Raw genomic sequence first — 25,171 nt, 5'->3', positions numbered from 1 at the left:
GTCTCCAACAGGACGCGCACGGCCGCAAGGCCGCGCAGGATCAGCTTTTCAGGCGATCAGGCGTTCTGTCTGGGGGGCTGGAGCGGCGCGTCGAGAACAGCGCCGGGCGGCAAGGCGTCGCGCGCCGGGCCAAGGTCAATGGGCTTATACAGTTGGCTGGCGGCGGGATGGACCGGCGCGGCCAGGGCGACATGAATATCGCCGCCATTGTGGTGATGATGAGTGAAGGGCGTCCCGCCGCTGTCGACGGCCATGTCGATCGACATGGCCTGATCGGAGACAGGGCCGTCATCGGCCGTCTCATGGGCGTGTCCATGGTCATGATGGTGATCATGATCATGGGCCAGATCGGCCGCGTCCTCATAGGAGACGCCGGGGAATTGAAGGCCGTGCTCGATACGATGCTGGCTGTTCACCACGCCATGCATCTGCACCGCGACCATTACGGTTACGCCGAGGCAGACGCAGAGGAGGCGGAGCAGGCGTGGCAAATCGAAATTCTCCGATAGATTCCCGTTACGGTGAAAGCCTCGTCAATGCAACGGCGTGGATGTCGCGATTTCTGCAAGGCCTATCGCCCGCCTTCGCGACCGCCATCGGCCCTTAGCAGGTCGCCCAGGCCGCGACCGTTCAGGCGGCAGCGGGCGATGACGCGATCATGGACGATCACGCGGCCGTTTCGTCCCCTGACCGCCGTGCATGCGACGGGACGGTCGAGGGCAAGGCGGATCAGTCTGCGCCTCGCCTCCTGTCCGGCGCGGCTGCCCAGTTCCGGCGCGTTGAAATCCGCCAGCCTCACCTCGATCCAGGTCGCCGGGTCCGAAGATCGCCCGACGCAAAGGCCGTCGCCGTCGCCGACATATCGGACCGATCCCGAGAAGGTCGCGCCGGCGCGCGAGGGCAGGGGCGCCTCGCACGGGTCGGCCAGCGCCGTGGTCGGCGCCAGGAGGAAGCAGGCCAGAATCAAGCTGGCGGGGATCACGAACCTGAGCATGGCCGAAGGGTGATCTGATCCGCTCCGAGCGCCAAGCCTGCGGGGCGTCGATCGGAAAGGAAGGGCGGAGGCGGGCGCCTTCCCGGAGGAGGCGGACAGCAGCGAGGACTTCGCCATGCGGCCTGCGCCCAGGTTTGAAATCGTTCCGCCAGGCGTGCGCCTAGCGGACGCCTATGGCCCGCCGCTCGATGGAATGGCGGAGGGAGATCTGCTCGCCCTTTGGCTACGCCGGCGCGGCGCCGCCAGGGACGCCCGCCTCGCGGCCGGACGCCTGCTCGAACGGTTCGGGGGCCTGGCGGCGATCGTCGCGGCGGACGCGCCGGAACTGGCGCGCACGCCGGGGGTGGACGCCGCCTTCGTCGCCGACCTCAAGGTGCTGCGTGAGCTCTGCGTGCGGCTGGTTCGGTCCGAAGTGGGGGAGCGGCCCCGGATCTCTTCCTGGACGGCGCTTCTGGCCTATGTCCGGGTCGCCCTGGCTCATGAACCGCGAGAACAATTCCGGGCCCTCTTCCTGGACAAGCGCAACGCCCTGCTGCGCGACGAGTTCGTCGCCCATGGAACCGTGGATCATGCGCCCGTCTATCCCCGCGAGGTCCTTCGCCGGGCGCTCGAGATCTCCGCTTCCGCCCTGATCCTGGTCCATAATCATCCGTCCGGCGATCCGACGCCGTCCCGCGCCGACATCGACATGACGCGCAGACTGGTCGAGGCCGCGAAGGTCTTTGACCTGGAGGTCCATGATCACCTGGTCGTCGGGCGCGAGGCGACCGCCAGCTTCAGATCCCTCGGATTGATGTGAGGCCGGGATGAGCCTTCACCCCATTGTCGCCGCCCTTGGGGGCGAGCTTCGCCACGGCGGCCTGGGCGCGAGCGTGCCGGCCCCGGGCCATAGCGCGGCCGACCGTTCGGTTTCCCTCATGCTCGACGGTGACCGGGTGGTGATCCATGGCTTCGGCGCCGCCGATTGGCGTAGCGTTCGCGACCATCTTCTGAGCCTGGGGCTGATCGACGCCAGAGGGCGCCTGACGGGCGCATCGCTGCGGACGGCGGAGGGGCCGGTCGCAGCGATCCGACCTGCGGCCCATGTCCGCATCGCCGCCGCTCAAGCGCTCTGGTCGGAGGCCCTGCCGCTCGCGAAGGGCGATCTCTGCTTCCGCTATTTCCGGAGCCGAGGCCTCCGCCTCGAAGCGCCGCCCCATGATCTTCGACGCCATCCAGCGACGCCGGTTTCGGTGTTTCGCTCGGCCGGCCCGACCTGTCCGGCCCTGATCGCAGCGATCCGGGCGCCCGACGGCGTTATCGGCGCCGTGGAGATCGCCTATCTTGATCCGGACGGACGTCCCGCCGGTCGGCTCAGGCTCCAGCGCAAGACGGTGGGCGTCCTGCCGCGGGGCTCGGCCGTGCGCCTCTGCGCGGCGGCCCCGACCTTGCTGGTGGCCGAGGGGGTTGCGACCGCCCTGTCCGCTATGGCCCGTTTTCGCCTGCCAGGCTGGGCCCTTCTGTCTGCAGGAAACCTGGCGGCCTGGACTGCGCCAACCGAAGTCTGCCGCGTCCTTATCGCCGCGGATCGCGGCCCGGCCGGCGAAGACGCGGCCTCCCGGCTTCGCACCCGACTCGAGGCGGCGGGGCTGGGGGCCGCTGTCCGCTTACCGCCGCCTGGGGCGGGGGACTGGAACGACGCAGCGACCTGAAAGGGGGAGGAAGGGCGTGGAGGAGCGCCGGAACGGTCGGGATGGACCTGGCCGACCGGCTGGAGAAGTCTCATGTCCTGTTCCCGATCTTCAGCCGCTGCAGCGGCGCCTTGCGGCCCTGCCGCCGAGCCCTCGCGCATTCCTCTGGTCGTCCGACTGGGCGACCTTGAGGTCGCGCCGGAAAACCTTCGCTACGGCGAAGCCCCGGACGACGACATCCCGCAACTGGCCGAAACCGTGGCCGCCGCGGGCCTGCTGCAATATCCGACCGTCCGGCCGGGCCGTCGCGGCGAGGCGGCCCATATGGTGCTGGACGGACGTCGGCGCCTTCTGGCCCTGCGCCTCCTGCGTGACGCAGGGCGCATCGACGACGACCATCCTGTCGAGGTCTTCGTCGAGACGGACAGGGCGCGGCAGGCTGCGGCCGTGGTCCTGACCAATACGGCTGTGCCGGTCCACATCGCCGATGTGATCGCCGCCATGGGCCGCATGCTGAAGGCTCGGCTGACGATCACGGCGATCGCACGCGCACTCGGCTATGGCGAGACCGAGATCCGCCGTCTGTCGGCCCTGTCGGCCTTGCCTTCGGTCGCCCTCGAGGCCCTGAAGAGCGGTCGCATCACCCTGCGCCAGGCCCGCCTCCTGGCGCGGCTGAAGGACGGCGAGGAACAGGCGGCCCTGGCCCGGGCGGCGATGGACGGCTGCGGCCTGCAGGAATGGCGCATCCAGGAGCTGCTCGGCGAAGGCCGTATCACGACCCGCGATCCCCGTTGCGGTCTGGTCACGCCGGAACTCTACGCCGCCGAGGGCGGTCGGACGGAGGCGGACCTGTTCGGCGAGCTGCCGCCGGTCCTGCTGGATCCCGACCGTTTGACCCGGGCCTGGCTGAAACGGGGCCGGCTGCTCGCCGATATCTTCGAGGCGGAAGGCCTGACCGTACGGCTATGCCCGGGAGAGAAGGAGGCGGAGCTGCCGGACGACATGGAGAGGCTCTGCTACGCCTACGGCGGCCTCTCCGAAACGGCGACGGTCGTCTATCGCGAAACCCGGGACCGGGCCCAGGCGGCCGCTGACGTCGTCGAGGCCGCCCTGGCCGGCGAGGCGCTCCCGTCCGGCGAAGGGCGCCTTTCCGACCAGGAGACCCTGGGCCTGGTGGAGGCCCTGATCCGGGCGCGGATCGCCCAGGACCAGGCCGGCGCCGGCCGGCGTCTCGCTGTTCTGATCGTCCTGAGGCCTTCGCTCCGCTCCGGCGTGGAGATCGAGTGCTTCGCGCCTTTAGAGGCCGTCGGCGACGGGGCGCTGGACGGGGCGGACGGGGCCGACGAGGAGGGCGCCGAGGAGGAAAGATCCTCCCTGGCCCCGTCACGCTCGACCTATGTCCCGCCCCAGGCCGAGGCGCCCATGCCCGAGACGCAGGGCGTCAGCCATGTCCTGCACGCCGTGCGGACGGACACGGCGACGCGGGGTCTGATCCGGGCTCTGGCCGAAAAGCCTTCGGTCGCCCTGACCGTCCTGATCGCCCGGCTCTTCGCCAGCCTGGCTGTCTGGCCGCCGGTGTCGCGCGGCGAGGCCGCCCTGGCGATCTCGGCCTCGGCCTTCGCTCCGGCGAGCGGAAGGGTCATCGCAGGGCTCGACGGGATCGTGCGCGAACAGCTGGACGAGCGGCGACGCGCCTGGGAGGCCTCCGGCCTGACCGTGATCGCCTGGGTTCACGCCCTCCAGACGGAGGATCGGTTCGGTCTCATGGCCGAACTGACCGCTTTGAGCCTGGACCTGCATGAGCCCCGCACGGGCCATGTGCGACGGGCGGCCCGTGCGGAGGCGGCCGAGATCGCCGTCCTGTGCGACGCCGACCTTTCGCGCTGGTGGACGCCGGACGGGGCCTATCTGCGGCCGCACTCGCGCGAACAGCTGCTGTCCATGCTCGAGGGCATGGGGGCGGAGACCGAAGCGCCGGCGCGGATGCGGAAGGGCGACCTGGTCGCCTGGACCGAGGAGCAGGCGGCGGCCCGGCGCTGGACGCCCGCCTGCCTGTCCTGGGCGGGCGAGGCCGAGAGCGAGGCCGACGGCGCTTTTGAACCGGCCGATGCGGCGACATCAACGTATGAAGACGCGGACGCGGCCGGCGACGGGTCCGGCGAGCCTTCGTCCGGGGCTGCGGATGGCGAAGAGATCGACGGCGCTGATGAAGCCTCGGGCCGGGGCGTCTTCATCGTCACGCCTAAGGGAGAGGCGGCCCTGCGCGGCGCGGCGGCGTAACCGCAAGGGCGGTTTCGTCGGCGGTGTTCGGCGGAGCCGCCTGCGGGCGGAAGCGGAGGGAAGAAGAGGGTGAGGCGATCCGGGAAGAAGGTTTCCGGGCCTCTCGATCAAGGAGACTGAGAATGCAGACCATGGTGTTCACCGGCCGCCTGGCGGCCGATCCCCAGATCAGCCCGGACTTCGCCAAGGCGGTGTTCCGGTTGCTTGAGAAACGCGGCGTGGGCCTCGACGGCAAGGACAGGATCGTCGGCGTCAACTGTGTCAGCTGGTCGAAAGGCCTCAATGAGAAGGTCATCGCCCGGGCCCTGGCCAGGGGCTGCGAGGCGGTCGTCGTCGGCGCCTTCGTCGACACCGCCTATACGGCGCGGGACGGGACCGAGCGGGCGGCCAAGGAGCTGGTCGTCAATCGGTTGACGGTCCTCGACTGGGCGGTCGACCGGGAGGCGGATGCGTCGCCGGCGGCTGAGATCGATGACGAACAGGCCGCGGCCTGAACCCTCTAACCTCATTCATTCCCGGAGACTGATCATGCAAACCCTTGTCATTGAAGGCTATCTGGCCGCTGACCCGTCCATTCTTTTGGCCCAGGGATCGGGGCGCAAGCGCGCCAGCTTCCGCGTGCTGGAGACCACGCGCTATCGCCGTTCCGACGGCGAGGCAGGCGAGCGGACGACCGGCTTCAACTGCGTCTGCTTCAATGAAAACACGACCGAGAACTACATCGCCCCCTATGCCCGCAAGGGCAGCCGGGTGGTGATCCAGGGTCATGTCGAGAATGACAGCTGGACCGGGAAGGATGGTGTCGAACACTACGACCTGAGGGTGGTTGTGGCGGACATGCGTCTGAAGAACCGGCGAAATCGCGATGATGCGACGGAGCCGGCGGCGGGCGCGGCCCAGGGCCCGGCGATCCTGGACGACGACATTCCATTCTGACGTCCGGCGGCCGGTCCGGTCCAGGCTTGTCGAAGCGGCTCGAGGCCCGGCGCCGAGGCGTCGGGCCTTTGGTCTGAAAGGCGAAGGAAGGGCGGGGACGGGCGGGTCGATCGGACCCGTGACCGGAGAACCGTCATGTCCGCATCCGTCTGGACCGTTGAACGAATACGCCGGCTGATCGCCCTGTGGGGCGAAGGCCGGACCGCCGCCGCCATCGCCGACCGGCTTGGGCCCGAGATTTCGCGCTGCGCCGTCCTGGGCAAGGTCCATCGTCTTGGCCTGGTCCGGGCGGCGCCTGCCCGTCCGCCTTCGCGACCGCGCGGCGCTTCAGCTTTTCCTAAGCGGCGGTTTCAACAGGTCGCGCCGTCGCGTCCGGCGTCTCAAGTTTCATCGCCTGCGGCGCCGGAACGGCCGGAGGCCACCGTCCTGTCCGTGAGACGAGGTCAGTGCCGCTGGCCCTACGGGACGCCCGGATCTGTCGATTTCGGTCTTTGCGGCCATGCGGTCGCGCGCGGCGCCTTCTGCGCCGCCCATGCCGCGATCGGTTATCAGACCCGACCGATGAGCGCAGAGGGGCTGATGCGGCTGGCTGGCTTCGGTCATGATCCGTCCTGACGACCTGCGGGACGGCGGCCCTCGGGCCGTCGTCACTTGCGGGCCTGTGGACCGTCCGCCGTCGCTCTCGGCGCGAGGCGCCGAAAAGCGTCCTCGTCCGAAGGGGGACGAGGACATGCCCCCACACAACGCCCTCCGATCCTGTCACGTCACCCCGGCCGTCAACGGCTTCGCCGTTTCCCTGCGCGGCCCGCGAGAGGCGGTCCGCTCCGGTGACCGCTGGGGACCCCGACGTGGCCAGGAGCGGGGTCGTTGCGCATGGGGCGCTTCGACATTTCAGAACTGGAATGATCCGATGCGCAGCATCCAAACTCTCTCCGCCTTCGCCTTTTCGTCAAAGTCCGATTCCGCCTTCGACGACCTGACCGCATCGCTCGGCGACGGTCGCCCGCACCCGGCCGAAGAAGCCCTGTTCCAGCTCGGGCGCGCCCTTATGACCGAGCTGCTGGACGTCCTCGCGGACACGGCGCTGGAGGATTTCCAGACCGTGCTCGGAGAAGCCCTGATCGGCGCCTTTCATTCGGCGGCCGGACGGATCGAGCGCGACGCGGACCGGGCGCGCGATGCGATGCGACGGCTGGATCGCGACTTCGACGGATCCGAGGCGGCGGACGTGGAGCTTCAGGAGGCGACGGCCCGGGCCCGCGCCGGAGATGCGGCGACGCAAGCCGCGGAGCGCATCCGCGACGCAGCGGCCGAAGCCTGGACGGCCGCTACCGGAGAGGTCTGGACGGCCTGGCGCGGCAGCCGGAGAGGAAGCTTCCTGACGGCCGCCCAACTGGAGGCCAGGCAGGCCATCCGGGCGCTACGCGAGCGGCGAGCTGACGAGGCGCATCATGCTGGATCGGTTGTGGCCTTTCGGGGAGCGCCGACGGCGGACACGGCCGAGGATGCGGCGCGCATCTTCGACGCCCTGAACTGGGCGCTGGCGGAGTGGCCGGACATGGCGCTCGCCACGACCGGGGCGAAAGGCGCGGAGAAGCTGGCCATCCGATGGGCCCAGCAGAAGGGAGTGACGCTGATCCTCGCGCGCGCGGACTTCGACGCCAACGGCAAGGCGGCCCCCTTCAAAGCCAACGACGAGCTCATCGCCCTCGAGCCGGTCTGCTGCCTGACGCTTGCGGGTTCGCTCGACGGTTCACGGGCGGAGGTCGGACGTCCATTCGGCCCGGCCCTCAACCTGGGGCAGAAGGCGATGGGGCAGGGCCTCCGGCATCTGGCGGTGAGGTCGCGACCGCATTGAGGAACCTCGGCGCTCCGGCGTCGGGTCTGACCCGCTCGGCTTCGGCCGAGCGGGTTTCTTCATGTCATTTGGGGCGGATGGCTGACAGCGATTAGATTGGCGAAAGCATAACGGGCCGTGTTTGCGGGGGTTTGGTCAGGTGCGGCGACCTGTGAAGTCGATGTCAGGAAATCTGGGAAATGGGGCTCAGGGCAAGATAAAAGGAGGGGGTTGCCTGGTCCTGTTTCGTCTATTCTTTAGGTAGGTTAGCCCGTGAATGCCGGGCAATGGGTGACTTGTGGAGAGTTGCCCTTTCCGGGCGGTTCAGGCGGCGCTTTCGAGAGGTGCGAGATGCTCATTCGTGAGGCCATCGAGACCCGGCTGTCCCTCGGCGCGGTGCAGGACGCCGAGGGCGTCAAGGTGCGTCTTCCTCTGTCCCTGAAGGCCGATCGTGCTTCCGTCCGCATCGGCATGTTTCAGCGGTTGGCGACATCGCGTTCGTTCTCCCTCGGGGATCGTTCAGGCGTTCTCAAGGCGGCGCAGCGACGATCGGGCAGAGGCTTCCGCATGGATGTCCGTCAGCGGGTCATCGTGAAGGCGCTGGTGTCGAAGCATGTCGGAAGGGCCGCCGTCAGGGGCGGGGCGCTGGCTGCGCATGTCGCCTATCTCGGGCGCTCGGGCGCCGGCGCCGATGGGGCCCGTCCGGATTTCTTCGATCGGATGGACGACAGCGTGGATGCGTCACAGGAGGCACGGGGCTGGAGCGGGGACCGCCATCATTTTCGCTTCATCATCTCACCGGAGCATGGGGATCGGATCAGTGATCTCAGGGACTATATGCGTGCGGTGATGGATCGGGTGGCGGCGGATCTGGGCGAGCGTAATCTGCGCTGGATCGCGACCTGCCACTACGACACCGACCAGTCGCACGCCCATGTCCTGGTGCGGGGGCGACGGGGAGATGGACGGGATCTGGTCATTCCTCGCGACTACATCGGTTACGGTTTCCGGGCGCGGGCCCAGGAGGTTGCACAGGAACGCTTGGGCGACCTGTCGCGCATGGAGGCCGAGCGGAGGGTCTGGAAGGAGACCCAGGCGGATCGGTTCACGGGCATGGACCGGCGGCTGCTGGATGCGGCGGATGCGGATGGGACGGTCGCAGACGGGGTGGGGGCCAGCGACGCATGGGCGGCCCTGACCCGCGGGCGGCTCCGGCATCTGGAGGGGCTAGGGCTGGCCGTGCGGGCCGGGCGACGATACCGGCTTGATCCTGAAATGGAGGTCAAGCTTCGGACGCTTCAGGCGCGCCGAGATATTATCAGGACGATGAACCAGCGTCGGCTCGAGGGCGCTCGGGAAGTGCGGGTTCTGGGAGTTGAGCGGGTGACGGGCGTGGTGGTGAAGACGGGGTTCCATGATGAGGCTGGGGCGGCGCCATTCGTCGTGGTGCGGGATGCCCAGGAGATTGAGCACTATGGACGGCTGAAGGTTGGAACTCCGTCATTGGCGGTTGGGCAAGGGGTGATGCTGAAGCCGGGATCCCTGGGGGGGGCGTTGGCGGTTGCGATGAAGGGGCGACATTTGGAATTGTAGGGGCGCTCTGGAGGGCTGCTTTTGGCGCATTTCTGAAGCAGGTGTGGAGGGTCTCGCCTGGAGGCGGAGGCAAGATGGCAAGGCCGCCGCTTTTTACGGCGGCCTTATGATCAGTCAGGAAACTGCTTCTGATCGCTTCCGTATTGCGCGGGCAGGTAGGGGCCGGCTGGAAGGCCCTGTCCCAGCGTATGAGTGGCGACCAAGTTCGCCTGCTGGGTCAGAGGGATGTAGTTTGGCTTGGCCTTTTCGATCGCCGAGATGATGGCCTGGGCGAGCAGGTCGGCGAGCGGATTGCCGGAGCTTGTGGCCTGCGGGCTGTAGGACATGGCCTGGGAACTCGACCACAGGGTTTGCCCTGTACGGCAGCTCTTGAGCGTGTAGTCGAACTCGACATTGGTCGAGGTCGAGATGACTACGTATTGAGACTCCCACTTCTTGATCTCGACGAACATCACCGTGTCGCAACCGAACAGGGAGGCGAAACGCGAGGCGTCGGCTTGGTGAACCAGGCCGGCGTCCGACAGACCTTCGTCGTCGAGAACCCGCTTCACCATGTGGGCGGGGAAGACGTAGTAGCCGCGTTCCGCCACGGGGCGGGAAATCGTCGAGACGAAATAATCCGCCGCATCGACGTTGACCGTCGAGTTCAGGGCAGGGACGACGAGGACGCTTTTGGGGCTCTCCGCGCGGAAGGCGCCATATTGCTTCGGCGTCGGCGCAGTCACGCAGGCCGCCGTGAACAACGGCGTCGCCAAGGCGGCGGCGAGGATAAGCTTGGATCGAATGCGCATCAGTTTTGGCCTCCGGCGACCGCCTTGGACGGCTCAATCTGGCTAATCACACGGTCCATGAAGCGCGCGGACTCAGGGAAGAGGATGCGCTCCTGCTGGAAGTGCTCCAGCGCTGCGGCGGAGTCACCCTCCTCAAGATAGAGGTAGCCGAGTTCCGCATACATGCCCGGCGCTACCGCATTGCGCTTCTGGCCGCGTTCGATGGCCTGTTCGAGGGAGGTCTTGTAGACGCTGCGGCCCTCGGGATTCTGTGTGTAGGCGTAAAGAGCTTGCTCATAGGCCCCCCATTCAAATCGGGTGGCGGGCGCGCAGGCCGTAGCGGCCATGGCTGCGCCTAGGGCGACGAGCGTGAGAACCTTGCGGATCATGGAATGCGAACCTCGATCCGAGCGCCTGCGGAGACATAGACGGCCTGCTTGTGCAGTTGTCGCTCTCCGATGGAGATGATGATGTCGTGGCGACCTGAGGACAGGGCGACGCCGTTGGGGTGTTGACCAACCGGACCGAAATCTCGGCCGTCGATCAGGATACGGGCTTCTTGCGGCGCGCTCGGGAAGAGGACCGTAGCGGTCGCAGCCCCTTGGACGATCTCGCGCTCGGCGTAGTTTTGCACGCAGCCGGCCATGGTCGCGCCGCACAGAATAGCGGCGGCGAGAAGCTGAGCTTTCATTATCGGTTCTCCATCACGCGCAGCCCCTTGGTGTCGGCGGGCAGGCTTCCCCCGACAAGGCGCGCGGTTGATCCTTCGGTTTCGGGCGTGGAGCCAAAGAAGCCCGTCAGTTCGATCTCAGCGATGCGAGATCCCGGCAGGGTGATAGGCAGACCGGACTGGCCGCTTACAATCACCTCGCCGGGTGTTTCGACCTGGAAACGATCACCGATCCGCAAGCCCTGGCTTTGGCCGCCGCTGACGAAAACTGTGTCGCCGGAAACCCGCAGGATGTCGGTGAACCAGGCCCGTTGCTGAAGCTGGTTGATGACGCTCGTCATCGTGTCGGCGATCGCAGCGGCGATCGCGCGGTCGTTCAGTGTGGAATCATAGCCGGCGCGTGTGCCGAAACCCGCAACTTCGCCCGTTTCGGTTGTCGCTTCGCCTGCGCCCGTAGCAGTGAAGAAAACTTGACCTGTGCGCACATCGACGAGGCGGATTTCGACCGTGGCGTTGACGGCCTGGCGGCGCTGCGAGTTGAGAAAGCCCTTCTTGCCCTCATTGCGGCGCCCCAATTGGGTGATCGAGCCTAGCAGGAGGGCGTCTACGCCGACCAGATTAGCGGTGTCCGTAGCGGACATGGCGCGTTCTGCGTTCAGCGCCTCCAGGTCGCCTCGCTCGAAAACGAAGAAGTGCCCGGAGCCGACGAGAGCATTGGTCAGCATGTCGCTGGCCTGGGCGGCGATTGGGTCAGCTTGGCCGGGGCTTAGCAGAAGGCGCCCATATGGCGTGCTGTTGGTGAACCGCCCGACAGCCACCCGACGTTTCAAAACCGGCCCGTGATCTGACGCCGTTGAGGAAGACGAGGTCTGAGCCAAGGCAGCCGGAGGAAGGGCGAAGGTCGCGCACAGAGTTAGAGCCGCGCAAGCGACGAAAACTCTTGGAAAGTTTAGCATTGGAATGCCCCTGTTAGATAAAACCGCCATGCCATAGCGTGCGCGGTTAAGCTAGCCCTGCCGACGAAGGTCAAAGCGAGCGCGGGCGGATAGAAATAGAACTGCTGCCGGAAAGGCAGTTTTTCGGCGTCGAACCAACCATCAGATTCTCAACGTCGTGTGCCGTTCGGTGTTCGAAAAGGGGTTTATGGCCACGCTCGCTCTTGCGGCGCTCCAGCGTGACGGCTAATGATTGCAAATCATTCGCAAGTTATTGCGGGTGTCGGTTCAGGCGTCGTCTTGGGGAAGGGCGCTGCGCATAAGGCGATCCACGTGGGGCGGACCAGGCTTCAGCACGAAGAGTTTGAAGGCCAGCGCCGCAACCTCATCCGCTATGCGAGTCGGATCACGGGCAACCGGGATCATGCGGAAGACGTGGTGCAGGAAGCCTATCTGCGTCTTGGCGAGATGGCCAAGAAGCAGCATCTGGCGAGCCCCCGCGGCTATCTCGCGCGGATCGTCCGCAATCTGGCGATAGATCGGCTATGGCGGTCGCGCCGGGACGGCGAGGTTTTCGCTCCGGATGGTCAGGCCGCACTCGACGGGCTGGCCGCCGCCCAGCCCACGCCGGAACAGATCGCCCTTTCGCGCGATGAACTGACCCGGCTGGAGGCCGCCCTTGCCGATTTGCCCGAGCGCGTCCGGATCGCGGTTGAAATGCACCGGTTCGGCGGAGCGAAGCTGCGGGAGATCGCCGCCGAACTGGGTGTGTCCGTTACGGTCGCGCATGAGTTGGTCGTCACAGGCGTGGCCCATTGCCGTTCGCGGCTGCGGTGACCCGTGGTGAGGTCGGGGGAGAATTATCCGAAAAAAGCGACGGCTCGACAGTCGGTATCAAATGACGCCTGTGAAGTCCGAGCTATGCGGGATTTTGGGTGATACGGCCTGATCAAGCGGCGCGATTTTCGGCGACGCTGGTGGCTACGCCGTCGGTGAATGTGACGCCTTCGATGAGCAAAGGCAACTGGTTCGCGCCCTTCAGGCGGCGCCATGTCTTGGCGGCAGCCTGAACGAGCTTGAAGACCATGAGCTTCGCCGTCTTCTGCGACAGCGCACCCTTGGTTCGGACAGTCCTGTGCCGAACGGTGGCGAAGACACTCTCGATCGGGTTTCCCGTGCGCAGGTGATCCCAGTGATCGGCCGGGAAGTCGTAGAAGGCGAGCAACGCCACGCTGTCCTTGGTCAGGCAGGTCACTGCCTTTTCGTATTTGGCGCCGTATTTCTCGGCGAAGACATTCATCGCGGTTTGCGCCACGGCGCGGGTTTCAGCCTGCCAGATCTCGCGCAGGTCGGCCTTCACCGCCGGCTGCATGGATTTCGGGAATTTGTTGAGCACGTTGGCGATTTTGTGGACCCAACATCTTTGATGGCGTGTGCCAGGGAAGACCTCGTCGAGCGCCTTCCAGAACCCCATTGCTCCGTCACCCACGGCAATCTCAGGCGGAACCGCGAGGCCGCGCGCCTTGATGTCGATCAGCAGTTCACGCCAGCTCTGCGCGCTCTCGCGCAAGCCGACCTGGAAGCCGACGAGTTCCTTCTTCCCCTCGGGCGTGGCCCCAAGAATGACCAGCATGCACTCGGCCTGCGGCTCCATCCGAGCCTGCAGGTAGACACCGTCCGCCCAGATGTAGACATACCGCCGGGCCGAGAGATCGCGGCGCTGCCAACGGTCGTATTCCTGCTGCCACTCCCCGGTCAGGCGCGAGACCACATCCGGCGACAGGTTGGGCGCGTCCTTCCCCAGGATTGCGGCCAGCGCCTCCTGGAAATTTCCCATCGAGATGCCACGCAGGTAGAGGACCGGCAGGAGAGCATCGAGGCTTCTTGAGCGCCGCGCCCATTTCGGCAGGATCGCAGAGCTGAAGCGGATCTTCTTCTCGGCCGGCACATCGGGGGCACGGTCGCGCACCTTCGGGCGCTGCACGTCGAGCGCCCCGATCCCGGTCAGGATGCTACGCTCCGGACCGTAGCCGTGTCGGACAACCCGCTGGCGACCATCCGGCAGGGTCTCTTCGGCATACTGCGCGACGAAGGCGTCGGCCTCGGCCCGCAGCGCGGCAGCCAGCATTCGGCGCGCCCCGTCGCGCGCGATCTCGGTCAGAGGATCATCCACAGATTCCGGCTGACGAAAGGCGATGATGTCTGTAGTCTTCTTCATGGCGTATCGTTCCTTTGGGAAGTTCTGGCAGGCTTCGACACCCGCCACGATACGCCGCCCTTTCAGACCCCGTCACCCATTTCCCGGCATAGCTCGTGAAGTCCGGGCGACAGGGACAATCTGTTTTGACGCAAGCCGGGGGAGGAGACTGGGATGACTGAAGCGTCTGACCCTGATCGGAAGCGCGCCGACGCGGAAGCCCTGGACTGGATCATTGCTCTGCAGGAGGCGCCGGAGGATCTCGAGGCGCGGGCGCGTTTCGACCAATGGCGCGCCGCCGCCCCGGCCAACGCCAGGGCTTGGGTAGAGAGCGCCAGGATCTATGAGGGGTTAGGCGAGGTCAGCCCGGTCCATTCCGAACACTGGTCGAGGCTGCGTGGCCGACATGACGCCGCTTCGATCGTTTTGATCCCTGGCGCTCGCAGACGTCGAACAACGCCCGGAACGAGATCCGAGGCGCGCCGCGCCTCTGGCAAGGGCCGGGCGCCTATCGCGGCGCTCCTGTCTGCGGCCGCAGCAGCGCTCGTCGTCGTCCTCGCTGCGCCTGAAGCCGTTCTGCGTTGGCAGGCCGACGCGATCGCCGGGACCGGCGAACTGCGCACGATGACGCTGGAGGATGGAAGCCACATCAGCCTGTCGCCGGGCTCCGCCGTCAGCATCGACTATTCCTCGGCGGAGCGGCGGATCGGCCTGCTTCGAGGGCAGGCATGGTTCGATGTGCAGGATGATCCACGGCCATTTCGTGTCGCCGCACGCCATGTCGAGACGACCGACATCGGAACGGCCTTCGAGGTCGGGCTGACCGACGGCGCCACCCGCGTCGCGGTCGGACACGGGATTGTACGGGTCGACGACGCAAGGACCGGCCGCACCATCTCGGAACGGCTCGTCGCCGGTCAGGATGTCTCAGTCGATCCAGCGGGGAAGGCTTTGCTCGGGACGGCGCCGCCCGAACTGATCGGGGCCTGGCGTGACGGACGGCTCGCGGTCCAGGATCGGTCAGTGAGCGAAGTCGTGGACGCGTTGCGTCCCTGGCATCGCGGCATAATTCTGGTGCGCCCCGGCGCGCTGGCCGGGCGGCGCGTCACGGGCATCTATGATTTGCAGGATACGGCTGGGGCCCTGGGCGCCTTGACCAAGGCCTCTGGCGGGCGCGTCACCCAGATCACGCCCTGGTTGCTGATTCTGTCGGACGGCTGAGTGGCCCGAAAAGTTTTTCTTTCATCAACGCTCTGTAAAATATGACAAATATGGCTATCGCTCTGAGCGCGGTTCATTATTTGGCGAAAAAATCCTCGCTCCGCCTGTCGATATGAGGTGAGGGCATCTGCATTTGCATCGCGTTTGCAAATCGGTCGATCGCATCCCTCATCGAGTGATTTTGACGGAAGGACGATTGATGATGACCGATGGGGGCCAAGCCAAGCGGCGCGCGCTGTGGATGAGCGCATTGCTGGCGACGACGATGATCTCCGGCGTGGCCTGGACCGATCCTGTTGCGGCCCAAGCGCGCGATGAACAGCGCAGCTTCGATATTCCGGCCCAGTCGTTGTCCTCTGCGTTGGCGGTCTTCGGCCGTCAGGCGAACCTGCAGGTCAGCGTGCCTGCAACCCTGGCGATCGGTCGTGCTTCTACATCGGCGGCAGGGGTCATGACCCCCAGAGAGGCCCTTGGCCGTTTGCTGGTCGGCACCGGTCTGACCTATCGCATCAGCGGGAACGTCGTCACGCTTGAGCGCGCGCCACAGGCGCAGCCGGGCGTAATCCAACTGGGCGCGGTGCGGGTCGAGGGCGGCGGCGCCGACGCTGGAACTGGAGCCGGCAACGGACGCGCTGCGGGCTGGGATGGAGCGGGCGATTCCGTCTATGTGACGCCGGGATCGGTCAGCGTGATCAACCGCGACCAGCTGGAAGCCTATCCGGCGCAGGCTCCGGCCGACATGCTGCGCGGGGCCACCGGCATTATCTCAGGCGAGGCGCGCAGCAGCGGCGGCCTGGACGTCAATATTCGCGGTATGCAGGGCCAGGGCCGGGTGCCGGTAACGGTTGATGGGGCGATCAACGGAACGACCGTCTATCGCGGCTATCAGGGCACCAGCAATCGCAGCTTCGTTGACCCGGATTTCATCAGCCATGTCGCCATCGAGAAGGGCCCTTCGATGGGCAATGCGATCGCGGGCGGGATCGGCGGATCGGTGTCGATGAAGACTCTGGGCGTCGATGACATCGTCCCCGAGGGCGATGTCATGGCGGTGCGTTTCATGGCTTCGCTGTCCGGCAACAACGCGACGCCCAACTCGAATATGACGCGAAACCTCCTTGAGCCGCTCAGCTTCTACGGCGATCCGCTTGCCGCGACGCGCGGACGCGAACGGCCCGGCTTCCTGCTGCCCGGCGGCGGTTCGGCCAGTCTGGTTGTCGCGCGCAAGAGCGACAGGGTGGACCTGCTTGCAGGCTATTCCTACCGCAACACCGGCAACTATTTCGCCGGCGCGAGCGGCAAATACGCGCCCAAGGCGACCGGGACGCCTTCGCCCTTCTGCGCGGCAGGCACGAACGAGACCGTGCTGCGCCAGCTCTGCGAACGGGCGGTCGCCTTCTACAACATGCACGGTTCGACGCCGTTCGTAGGCGGCGAAGAGGTTTACAACACCTCCAGCGAGACAGAGTCCATGCTGCTGAAGGCCGTGATCCGCCCGGCTCAGGACCATGTGCTTGAGCTGGGCTACGGCGGCTATCGCAGCACGTTCGGCGAAAACTATCCGGGGACGCTCGCCAGCACGACGGGGGCGGTGTTCCAGAACACGATCTTCTCCAATACGGACCTGGATCGCTTCACAGCGCGGCACCGCTGGAACCCGGGCAGCGACCTGATTGATCTGAAGCTGAACGGCTGGGTGTCCAGGCTGAAGGAAAGCGCGCCTTCATTCTACAACTCCGATCCGGCGCGCCGTTATGTCGACAGCTGGGGCGCCGACGTTGGCAATGCCTCCAGATTGACGACGCCCATCGGCCTGTTCTCGGCGGACTACGGCGTTTCCTATCTGCATGAGAAGGCGGGGCCTGACGGTGAATGGGCTGCCGGAACGGCTATTCCGCCGGGGCGTGAAGGCGTCCGCAGCGAGTACAGCCTGTTCGCGGATACGGCGCTGGACCCGACGTCATGGCTGCGCCTGACCGCAGGCGTGCGCTATCAGAACTACACGCTGGAAGACAGCCAGTCCGGCACGGTGCACCACGGCGATCGTCTGAAACGCGACGAGGACGCCTTCAACTGGTCGCTGGGCGCGGTGGCGACGCCGATGGACGGCTTGCAACTGTTCGCCAACTACAAGCATGCGTCGCGTTTGCCCTCGCTGCTGGAGGCGACGACCAACTTCTTCATGGTGGCCAATCCCGATCTGCACAAGGAAACGGCGAGCAACTGGGAGATCGGCGCCAATTACATCCGCTACGATGTTCTGAAACCTGACGACGAGCTGGGGCTGAAGCTGGTCTGGTTCGACAACGACATCGATAGCTATATTTCGCGTCGCTACATCCTGCAGCTCGGCTCGATGCAGATGTACAACATCGACCGGGCGCAGTTCCGGGGGCTGGAAGGCAATCTCAGATACAAGTCGGGCGGCTTCAGCCTGGACGCCGGGGTCACCTGGTACGACAGCATCCGCTTCTGTCGTCCGGGCGAAAGCTGCATCGCCAGTTCGCTGGCCTCGGACTACGCCACCAACTACATCCCGCCCGATTGGTCGGCCAATCTGTCGGTCAATCAGAAGTTCCTGAATGATCGGGCGACAATCGGCGCTCGCGTGACCTATATGGGCGAACGCTCCATCGGCGCCGAGAAGCCGACGGTCGGTTACCTGCCCCTGATCACCGCTGTTGAATGGCGCCCCTATACGCTGGTCGACCTGACTGGCAGCTTCAAGGTGGATGATGGGCTTTCGATCAACTGGAGCGTCGATAATCTGACGGACCGTTATTATACGGAGCCGATGAGTCTGGGCTTCATCCCGGCGCCCGGCCGCACATTCCGCATCGGCCTGTCCCAGACCCTGGGCTCGCGCGGCGGTCTGTCGATCGGCGACTGGTTCAGCGATGCAGGTGATGCCGAGACTGTCGACTGGACCGGCCCCTATGTCGGACTGGACTTCGGCTACGGCTCCGGCAGCACCCAGGGCAGCGTGACCGATACGGCTGGCAAGGCTGCTGATATCGACAACGGAAGCCGCGTTGACGAGAAGATCCGTAACTTCATCGGCGGCGCGCGCGCGGGCTATAATTATCAGTTCGCCAACAATGTCGTCGTGGGCCTGGGCAGCGACATCTCGACGGGAGACCTGGCGGCCTGGTCCGGGGTGGTTGTCTCATCCACTTCGGGCGAAAGCCCCAGCGTGGCGTCCCTTCGTGCGGCGGGCATCCTGGAATCGGACACCCGATACAAGTGGGATCGGCTGGTCACGCTGCACGGTAAGCTGGGCTACGCCTTCGGGCGGAACCTAGTCTACGGAACCGCAGGCGTGGGCTGGATGAACGAAACCCAGACGCGTCGCCAGTACCGCTCGACGCCGCCCACAAGCCGAACTGATTTCGGCATCAGCAGCTATTCGCCGGGCGGCCTGCCTCTTGAACACTATTTCACCGAGCAGGACCGCCATGTCCGGACCGGCGCCGTGCTGGGCGTTGGCGCCGAGCGTGCCCTCAACGACCGCTGGTCGCTGCGCGCCGAATACAACTATGCCAACTTTGGGCGTGAGACGTTTGAGTATGAGGACGCACGCGCCGGCGTGGGTCTGGCCTATGCGTTCAACGGCTTTGTCCGTGACCCAGTGACCGGAGAGCGCGTGCGCGTTTCAAAATCCGGCCCAGGCACCGTCAACATCGTGGAGGGTCGCAAGGTTCGTTCGGATGCGGATCTGCACATGGTCCGCGTTGGCCTCAGCTATCGCTTCTGAACCGCATTTCAGCAGGAGTTTCATTGATGACGGACACGCTTGATCTGCCCCGGTCCAAACGGCTGAAGGCGATGACGCACGAGGTTCATGACCGGCTGGACAAGTCGATCATGGAGGCCTCGTCGTTCGACAGTCTGGAGGGCTATGGCCGGTTCGCCGGGGTGCAGTGGACCTTCCACCGCGACATCGACGCCCTCTATGACGACGCCGCCCTGATCGCCCTGCTGCCGGGACTGGCCGAGCGTCGGCGCATGGCTCTGATCGCGGCTGATCTGGCGGATCTGGGTCTGGCGACGCCTAAGGTCGAGACGGCGCCGGTCTTCCTGCGGGATCAGCCGGCGGACGTCGCGACGGCCCTGGGCTGGCTCTACGTGGCCGAGGGCTCGAACCTGGGCGCGGCCCTGTTGCGCAAGGAGGCGGCCAAGCTGGGCCTGTCCGACAGCCACGGCGCGCGGCATCTGGCGCCGTCCGGCGGCGGGCCCGCCGCCCACTGGCGCGCCTTCACCGCCGCGCTGGACGCCGCCGTCCTGACACCCGAGGAGGAAGCTCGCGCCGTCGCCGGGGCCAGGGCCGCCTTCGCGCGGGTGCAGGCCCTGGCCAATGCCGCCCTTCGCTGAGGCTGGAATCGGGACGATGACCATGGGCCGGCGATCCGTACGCGCAGGGTGGCTGGTCCTCGGTCTGGTCCTTGTCGGGCTGGGCTTTGTCGGCGCCTTCGTGCCGCTGATGCCGACGACCATCTTCCTGATCCTGGCGGCGGCCTGCTTCACGCGGTCGTCGTCCCGGCTGGAGGCCTGGCTGCTGAACCATCCCCGGTTCGGACCGGGCCTGCGCGCCTGGCGGGCCGAGGGGGCGGTGTCGCGCCGGGGCAAGATCGCCGCCTGTCTGGGCATGGCGGTCGGCTACGGCCTGTTCTGGCTGACGGTCCGACCGGGTCTCTGGCTGGGTCTGGCCGTGGCGCTCGTCATGGCGGCCTGCGCGCTCTTCGTCGTGTCGCGCCCGTCACCGGGAGGGCGAGATGGCGTTTGATCTGAAGTCCTCTGCGGCGCCCCGCGCCGCCGAAGTTCGGGGCAGAAGTCGGTCCCGCCAGGGAGGCCGATGGGGCGCGGGCGTCGCGGCCTCGGTCTTGCTGCACGTCGCGCCTCTGATCGTGGCGGGTGGGCTGTGGGCCTCGCGCCCGTCGGTCGTCCTGCCGCCCGAGCCGGTGTTCGAGGTCGAGCTGGTGCGCCTGCAGGCGCCGCCTCGCCCGCCGTCCGAGCAGCCGCCCGGCCCGACCCAGGTCGAGGCTGCCGCCCAGCAACCCGTGCCCAAGCTTCCCATCCAGCCCCGCCTTCAGGTCGCGGCCGTCGCCGACGTCGAGCCCTTGTCAGCCCCGCCGCCCACGCCGCGCCAGGAAGCCGCGGCGGAGACCCCGCCCGCGCCCGAAACCACGGCCCCGCCGAGCCGTCCGGCGCCGCCCGCCGCCTCGGCCTCGTCGTCGGCCCAGACCTGGCAGGGCCGGCTTCTGGCCCATCTGGAACGGCGCAAGCGGTATCCAGCCGAAGCTCGCGCGCGGCGTCTTCAGGGCGTGGCCCATGTCCGCTTCACCATGGACCGCCAGGGCCGGGTGCTGTCCGCCGCCCTGGAGCACAGCTCAGGCCACGCCGCCCTTGACCGCGAGGCCCTGGCCCTCCTCCAGCGCGCCCAGCCGCTACCCCCGCCGCCCGCCGAGACGCCCGGCGAACGCATCACCCTGACCGTCCCGGTAGAATTCTTCACCCGAGGACGGTGAAGGGGGCTCCGCCGAATGTCAGGTTTCCAGCACGAGGCCAAAGACCGCAACTGGCGCAACTCCGACCGTCCATACGTTCGTTTGAGCTAAGGGGCCTTAGGCGTTACGAACTAGCAGCGCGAAGAGCGTCGAGTGCTGCGGCGTATCGGCGCGACAGCGGAACCTGGAGACTTCCAAGTTGGACTGTCCAGTCGCCCGAGCCGTCGGGGCTAAGGCCTGTGACGCAGGACGGATTCAACAGCCAGGAGCGATGAACTCGAACCAGGCCCAGTTCCTTTTGCAAGGCGACCAGGGTGACGCGCATCAGGGGGCGGCTGCCGTTCTCGAGGAGGAATTCTACATAGTTTCCGGCTCCGCGCACGGCGAGCAGACTTGCAACTTCGATCCGCGTGATTCGCTTGCCGTCCTTGATGTCGAACAGGGTCGGGGAGTGGTTTTGGTTCGCGGGCGCGGGATCTTTTCGGGTCAGCCAGAAGAGTGCGACGGTGCTGCCGTAGGTCAGCAGGTCCTTTCGAAGCTCATAGGGAAAGTCCTCCAGCAGCGGACCGAGGCCATAGGTCTCGCCAGCCAAGGCGTAGACAAGGTTTCGAGCGGCAACGAAACCGGCCACGTGAAGACCCGAATAGACCACGCCGACCGCGAGGTGGATCGCGATGAGGGCCAGCCAAGGCGTCTGGCCCGGTGAGGCCAGTCGGGCGGCGATCCAGGGAATCCAGATCAGGCCCAGGGTGAAGATCGCGCTGGTAATGGACCAGGTCCAGATCTCCCATGCCGGCGTCTGGGGGCGGTCCGCCTGCATCGTCAGAGTGTTGATCAGGGTGAATGCCGAGACGACGCCGACCACCAGGAAGGCTGACAGCCACAAGGGGAACCGCCGCTGATCCCGAAATCCCCGCCGCTGGTCACTCACGGCTTGGCGGAGCGCGGTCAGGGCGGGAAGGCGTCGCTTCGTCTTGTTCAAGAGAGCCTGTTTCATGTCCCGTTCGAAATTCCCCGCAGTCGTCACGTCCTGCACTCATGCATGGGGCGATACGCGACCAAGGCTACACGGCTCAAGCCGTCATGATCTACGGTCGAAGAAATGGGCGGTCTTCATGGCCTGCGGCGCGCTGCTGACGTTCTGGTCGTCGGGCGTGCAGGCACGGATGCAACCGTCCGAGACGCCGGCGCGGATTCTGATCACCAATGACAATGGAATTGAAGACGGCCGTCTCGTCGCGCTCGCCGAAGCCTTCGCCGATGCCGGAGCGGAAGTCTGGGTTGCGGCGCCGGCGGAAAACCGCAGCGGCTTCACCAACTACGCGCCTGCGACCGGCGAGGGCGTGTTTCGTGTGAAGTCGGTAATCATGGGGCCTCGTATCCGGGCCTATGCCGTGGACGGTTCTCCGGCGGACAGCGTCGTGTTCGCCGTCACCGGACCGATGCGCGACCGGCCGCCGACGCTGGTCGTCTCTGGCATGAACGGCGGCGCCAACGCCGGGGAATCCTGGATTGGGTCGGGCACGGTCGGAGCGGCGCGCACAGCGGCGGCCATCGGGTTGCGGGCCGTGGCCGTTTCAGGCGTCCCGTCCCGGCCTGTCGCACACCATCGCGCGGCGGCCGACTGGGTCGTCGATCTGGTCAGAGCCCCGATCGTCAGCGAGCTTCAGGCCCCGGACTATGTCACCGTATCCTTTCCGGAGTTGCCTCTGGATCAGGTGAAAGGGGCCGTTCTGGCGCCGCGCGCCAACCGGTTCGTTGATGCCGTCGCCGAAAAAGACGGTCAGTCCGGCGAGTGGGAAACATGGACGTTGAAGCCACTCGGCATTTCGGAAGCGACGCCGGGAGAAGATATGGAAGTCATGTCCCGCGGGTTCATCGCCGTAGCGACCATGCGCGTGGGGGATATGGAGCTCGACCGAATGGCGGCGCTGGCGCGCCGTGCAGATGTCCTGCCGAGCTGGACGCCCGCGCTCGCCGCGCCTTCCTGTCCGCTCGGCGTGGGGGTGGAAGATGCCGCGGCTGGGGCGAGAGTGTTTCAGGTTGCGCCGGATGGTGTCGCTCAAGCCATTGGTCTGAAGTCGGGCGACATTTTGATACAGGTCGATGAAACGAATCTGGTCGGCCTGGACAGCCCAGTCAGAACGATGTCAGATGCCTTGGCTGGCAAGTCGTGCGGATCTGAGGTGGCGCTTCGCGTTCAACGCAACGACGTCGTGCTGGAACTTACGGTTCGGCGTCTGCGTCAGTGAAACGCGGCCGGAAGCGACTGGGCTTCAGGCGCTTCCGCGCATGTCTTCTTGAGAGGGCGACGCCAATGTCCGGTGGCATGAGGGCTCCCTGCTGATTCACTCTCGTCGTTGAGGGCGGAGGTGCAGCGATGATCGACATGCCAAGCGCCCGATGGCTTACGCGTGCACCATAACCTTGATCACGCCCGTATCTTCCAAGATGCGCACGCGTCGATGGCATGGGGACGGAGATGAATTTACTCGCTCGCTCAGTTCTTGATTTGTTAGGCGTCCATCTCGTTGCGGTTCGATGATGATCTTGGAATCAATCTCGTCCATATCGGAAATACCTGACAGATTCCGCCAACGAAACGCCGCAGATTTGGATGACAGGCAGGATTTTCAATGCAGATTGGTGTACAGTTCTGTCAATTCACTGATCTGCGACCTGTTTGGCTGGTCGCCAATCCCGGGCAGACTGTAGATGCAGCACGATTTCGATCGCCTGATCCCCCGCCACGAAACCAATGCCGTCGCAGTTGAAGGGTATGAAGGCTATCTCTTTGGAGCCGACTCCGCATCGTTGACCCTTGATCGCCCAAGGGAGGACATCATCAATATGTGGGTGGCAGATATGCAATTCGCTGCCCCGCCGGCGGCGCTTGACGCCATGGCCGATCGTCTGAAACATTCGATCTTCGGCTACACGATGAATTTCGATGACCAGCTTTATGATGTGTTCAGCAGGTGGTGCGACCGTCGGTATGGCTGGATTTTTCCTCGCGAGCAGATGGTTCTGTCGCTTGGCGTCATCCCAGCGTTATTCGGCCTCGTTGGCTATGTGTGCGGGCCTGATGACAAGGTTCTGACGCTCAGTCCTTCTTACGGATACTTCAAGCACGCAACCACCAAGAGTGGACGCACATTCGTGACATCGCCGCTCATCAACGATAACGGCCGCTACGAAGTCAATTTTGCGGATTTCGAAGTGAAAGCGTCCGATCCTGCAGTCAAGGTCTTCTTCCTCTGCCATCCGCATAACCCTACCGGACGGTTGTGGAGCGAAGTGGAACTGCGGCGCATGGGGGAAATTTGCTTCGCCCATGGCGTCAAGATCGTGTCGGACGAAATACATTGCGACCTGTTGCGCACGGGGCTCAATCATACGCCGCTGGCCAAGCTCTTTCCCGATAGCCGCGACATCATCACCTGTATGGCAGTAAGCAAGACCTTCAATCTCGCCGGGATGATGATCGCCACTATCATTATTCCTGATCCCGACCTGCGCGCGGTGTGGAAGGATCTACATTCGCCTTTAGTCAATCCGATCAGCCTTGCTGCTGCCATCGGCTCTTATCGCGGCGGAGAGAGATGGCTTGAGGACTTGCGCGTCTATCTGGATGGAAATTTTGCGTTAGCGACGAATTTCGTCCGACAGTATCTGCCGAAAGCCAGACTGGACGTCCCGGAAGCAACTTATCTCGCATGGATGAATGTCGGGGCATATTTGCCTGAACCTATGAACCTCACCCGTTTCTTCCTCGAACGCGCTGGCGTCATCCTAGAGGGCGGCGAGATGTTCGTGGACAATGGCGAGGGGCACGTGCGTCTCAATCTTGCGTGCCCGCGCGCTGTTCTGCAGGAAGCTCTGGAGCGCATGCGAAGTGCGATCCTAGCGACTGGTTGAGTGGAATGGTTCCACAGCGTTCGCTTGGTGAAGCGATGTTAGATTTCGTGGTCGATACAGATGCTGTCGAACTTGTGGACCTTATAGCGGGCGGTTGGACCGGAGTGATGTTGCGGCATGTCGCCAAGCTGCACGTCGTTGTCAGTCAGACCCGAAGACGGATTTGGGGCAGTTTTGAAGGTCAACTTCTAGGCTTGCCATCAATGACAGGTACTGGCGCATCGGCGACGTCATGATGCTGCAAAACCCGACTCTTAGTGGCTGCTGACCAAGCCCACCGCGGGTCCGTCTTGTATCCAGGTTGAGGGTGCGGCCGGTACAACAACTACCCACTGTATGTTCCGGCCGATCAGTTGTTTGCGCTTTTCGTCGAGGCGGGGCGCAGGCTGGAGGCGCCGGATTGCATACCTAACCCTGAGCCCAAGTACTATCGGGTCTGCGACCGGGCGCCGGTCATCATACAGGGGAGTGCGGGCCGAATGGCCGACGGTCTTCAACTTCCGGTCTGAAGCACGTTTTTTCGCGCGGCCGACGCGGTGCCATATCCGGCCGACGGCTTCTATGGGTTCACGGATCCGCTGTGGCAGGCCTGCCCGACTTCTGGATCGCTGGCGTGGTCAGGGACGGTGCCTTCTCCATGTTGACG

25 protein-coding genes are annotated in these 25,171 nt (G+C 65.5%); 17 read left to right on the top strand and 8 right to left on the bottom strand.

Going from position 1 to position 25,171, the window contains the following annotated elements:
* Window positions 1-191 precede the first annotated feature (191 nt).
* The gene (locus HNP51_RS15300) at window positions 192-509 is read left to right on the top strand and encodes a hypothetical protein (RefSeq protein WP_221415963.1); all 318 of its coding nucleotides are present in this window, start codon (window positions 192-194) and stop codon (window positions 507-509) included.
* Between the two features lie 62 nt (window positions 510-571).
* Here HNP51_RS15300 and HNP51_RS15295 read toward each other — a convergent pair whose 3' ends face one another.
* Window positions 572-994: a thermonuclease family protein gene (locus HNP51_RS15295; RefSeq protein ID WP_224762236.1), complete on the bottom strand. Its 423-nt coding sequence runs from the start codon at window positions 992-994 to the stop codon at window positions 572-574.
* A gap of 115 nt (window positions 995-1,109) precedes the next feature.
* Between HNP51_RS15295 and radC the strand changes: the two genes are divergently transcribed.
* From radC to HNP51_RS15255, 8 genes are all read left to right on the top strand, one after another.
* Complete coding sequence (gene radC, locus HNP51_RS15290; RefSeq protein ID WP_184273179.1) at window positions 1,110-1,793, top strand: RadC family protein; 684 nt, start codon at window positions 1,110-1,112, stop codon at window positions 1,791-1,793.
* A gap of 7 nt (window positions 1,794-1,800) precedes the next feature.
* Window positions 1,801-2,685, top strand: a complete 885-nt coding sequence (locus HNP51_RS15285) for a toprim domain-containing protein (protein ID WP_184273181.1) — start codon at window positions 1,801-1,803, stop codon at window positions 2,683-2,685.
* Window positions 2,686-2,757: 72 nt separating this feature from the next.
* Complete coding sequence (locus HNP51_RS15280; protein WP_184273183.1) at window positions 2,758-4,944, top strand: chromosome partitioning protein ParB; 2,187 nt, start codon at window positions 2,758-2,760, stop codon at window positions 4,942-4,944.
* A gap of 122 nt (window positions 4,945-5,066) precedes the next feature.
* Window positions 5,067-5,438, top strand: coding sequence for a hypothetical protein (locus HNP51_RS15275; protein ID WP_184273185.1), 372 nt, complete (start codon window positions 5,067-5,069; stop codon window positions 5,436-5,438).
* A 34-nt stretch (window positions 5,439-5,472) separates the two neighbouring features.
* The gene (locus HNP51_RS15270; protein ID WP_184273188.1) at window positions 5,473-5,880 is read left to right on the top strand and encodes a single-stranded DNA-binding protein; all 408 of its coding nucleotides are present in this window, start codon (window positions 5,473-5,475) and stop codon (window positions 5,878-5,880) included.
* Between the two features lie 135 nt (window positions 5,881-6,015).
* Window positions 6,016-6,495 carry a GcrA family cell cycle regulator gene (locus tag HNP51_RS15265; protein WP_184273191.1) on the top strand — a complete coding sequence of 160 codons (480 nt, stop codon included), beginning with the start codon at window positions 6,016-6,018 and terminating at the stop codon, window positions 6,493-6,495.
* A gap of 295 nt (window positions 6,496-6,790) precedes the next feature.
* Window positions 6,791-7,738, top strand: coding sequence for a DUF2493 domain-containing protein (locus HNP51_RS15260; protein ID WP_184273193.1), 948 nt, complete (start codon window positions 6,791-6,793; stop codon window positions 7,736-7,738).
* Between the two features lie 252 nt (window positions 7,739-7,990).
* On the top strand, window positions 7,991-9,310 hold the full coding sequence (locus HNP51_RS15255) for a DUF3363 domain-containing protein (RefSeq protein WP_311769967.1): 1,320 nt from the start codon (window positions 7,991-7,993) through the stop codon (window positions 9,308-9,310).
* Window positions 9,311-9,420: 110 nt separating this feature from the next.
* Here the strand turns inward: HNP51_RS15255 and HNP51_RS15250 are convergent, their stop codons facing one another.
* From HNP51_RS15250 to HNP51_RS15235, 4 genes are read right to left on the bottom strand one after another with little or no spacing between them, the layout of a single operon-like run.
* Window positions 9,421-10,101 (bottom strand): GNA1162 family protein, encoded by a 681-nt coding sequence (locus tag HNP51_RS15250; RefSeq protein ID WP_184273197.1) that lies wholly within the window; start codon window positions 10,099-10,101, stop codon window positions 9,421-9,423.
* Complete coding sequence (locus HNP51_RS15245; RefSeq protein ID WP_184273200.1) at window positions 10,101-10,469, bottom strand: DUF4810 domain-containing protein; 369 nt, start codon at window positions 10,467-10,469, stop codon at window positions 10,101-10,103. The genes HNP51_RS15250 and HNP51_RS15245 overlap by 1 nt, the downstream gene beginning before the upstream one ends.
* Window positions 10,466-10,771 (bottom strand): hypothetical protein, encoded by a 306-nt coding sequence (locus HNP51_RS15240; RefSeq protein ID WP_184273203.1) that lies wholly within the window; start codon window positions 10,769-10,771, stop codon window positions 10,466-10,468. The genes HNP51_RS15245 and HNP51_RS15240 overlap by 4 nt, the downstream gene beginning before the upstream one ends.
* The gene (locus HNP51_RS15235; protein ID WP_184273206.1) at window positions 10,771-11,706 is read right to left on the bottom strand and encodes a CsgG/HfaB family protein; all 936 of its coding nucleotides are present in this window, start codon (window positions 11,704-11,706) and stop codon (window positions 10,771-10,773) included. Before HNP51_RS15235 ends, HNP51_RS15240 begins: the two co-directional genes overlap by 1 nt.
* A 228-nt stretch (window positions 11,707-11,934) precedes the next feature.
* Here HNP51_RS15235 and HNP51_RS15230 point away from each other — a divergent pair, with 228 nt between their 5' ends.
* Window positions 11,935-12,522, top strand: coding sequence for a sigma-70 family RNA polymerase sigma factor (locus tag HNP51_RS15230; RefSeq protein WP_184273209.1), 588 nt, complete (start codon window positions 11,935-11,937; stop codon window positions 12,520-12,522).
* 112 nt (window positions 12,523-12,634) lie between these two features.
* Here the strand turns inward: HNP51_RS15230 and HNP51_RS15225 are convergent, their stop codons facing one another.
* Entirely contained in the window at window positions 12,635-13,903 is a 1,269-nt protein-coding gene (locus HNP51_RS15225; protein WP_124964908.1) for an IS256 family transposase, read from the bottom strand.
* Between the two features lie 153 nt (window positions 13,904-14,056).
* Between HNP51_RS15225 and HNP51_RS15220 the strand changes: the two genes are divergently transcribed.
* The 5 genes from HNP51_RS15220 (at window position 14,057) to HNP51_RS15200 (ending at window position 20,628) form a co-directional block, all read left to right on the top strand.
* Window positions 14,057-15,103 carry a FecR family protein gene (locus HNP51_RS15220; RefSeq protein WP_184273213.1) on the top strand — a complete coding sequence of 349 codons (1,047 nt, stop codon included), beginning with the start codon at window positions 14,057-14,059 and terminating at the stop codon, window positions 15,101-15,103.
* A 202-nt stretch (window positions 15,104-15,305) separates the two neighbouring features.
* Entirely contained in the window at window positions 15,306-18,857 is a 3,552-nt protein-coding gene (locus HNP51_RS15215; protein WP_221434178.1) for a TonB-dependent receptor domain-containing protein, read from the top strand.
* A gap of 26 nt (window positions 18,858-18,883) precedes the next feature.
* Window positions 18,884-19,474, top strand: a complete 591-nt coding sequence (locus tag HNP51_RS15210; RefSeq protein WP_184273220.1) for a biliverdin-producing heme oxygenase — start codon at window positions 18,884-18,886, stop codon at window positions 19,472-19,474.
* 22 nt (window positions 19,475-19,496) lie between these two features.
* On the top strand, window positions 19,497-19,886 hold the full coding sequence (locus HNP51_RS15205; protein ID WP_221415965.1) for a YbaN family protein: 390 nt from the start codon (window positions 19,497-19,499) through the stop codon (window positions 19,884-19,886).
* Entirely contained in the window at window positions 19,876-20,628 is a 753-nt protein-coding gene (locus tag HNP51_RS15200; protein WP_184273226.1) for an energy transducer TonB, read from the top strand. The genes HNP51_RS15205 and HNP51_RS15200 overlap by 11 nt, the downstream gene beginning before the upstream one ends.
* A gap of 103 nt (window positions 20,629-20,731) precedes the next feature.
* On the opposite strand, the gene HNP51_RS15195 is transcribed toward HNP51_RS15200, so the two are convergent.
* A complete protein-coding gene (locus HNP51_RS15195; protein ID WP_184273229.1) occupies window positions 20,732-21,643 on the bottom strand; it encodes a LytTR family DNA-binding domain-containing protein in 912 nt (303 codons plus the stop codon).
* 79 nt (window positions 21,644-21,722) lie between these two features.
* On the opposite strand from HNP51_RS15195, the gene HNP51_RS15190 reads away from it, so the two are divergent.
* On the top strand, window positions 21,723-22,859 hold the full coding sequence (locus HNP51_RS15190) for a 5'/3'-nucleotidase SurE (protein ID WP_184273232.1): 1,137 nt from the start codon (window positions 21,723-21,725) through the stop codon (window positions 22,857-22,859).
* A gap of 156 nt (window positions 22,860-23,015) precedes the next feature.
* Here HNP51_RS15190 and HNP51_RS18685 read toward each other — a convergent pair whose 3' ends face one another.
* Window positions 23,016-23,177 (bottom strand): Lrp/AsnC family transcriptional regulator, encoded by a 162-nt coding sequence (locus tag HNP51_RS18685; RefSeq protein WP_260398553.1) that lies wholly within the window; start codon window positions 23,175-23,177, stop codon window positions 23,016-23,018.
* A 145-nt stretch (window positions 23,178-23,322) separates the two neighbouring features.
* On the opposite strand from HNP51_RS18685, the gene HNP51_RS15180 reads away from it, so the two are divergent.
* The gene (locus HNP51_RS15180; protein WP_184273235.1) at window positions 23,323-24,525 is read left to right on the top strand and encodes a MalY/PatB family protein; all 1,203 of its coding nucleotides are present in this window, start codon (window positions 23,323-23,325) and stop codon (window positions 24,523-24,525) included.
* Window positions 24,526-25,171: the final 646 nt, after the last annotated feature.

The sequence above is a fragment of the Brevundimonas bullata genome (assembly GCF_014207965.1).
In the GTDB taxonomy this organism is placed as follows: Bacteria; Pseudomonadota; Alphaproteobacteria; order Caulobacterales; family Caulobacteraceae; genus Brevundimonas; species Brevundimonas bullata_A.
This window is presented reverse-complemented; position numbering and strand designations above follow the sequence as displayed.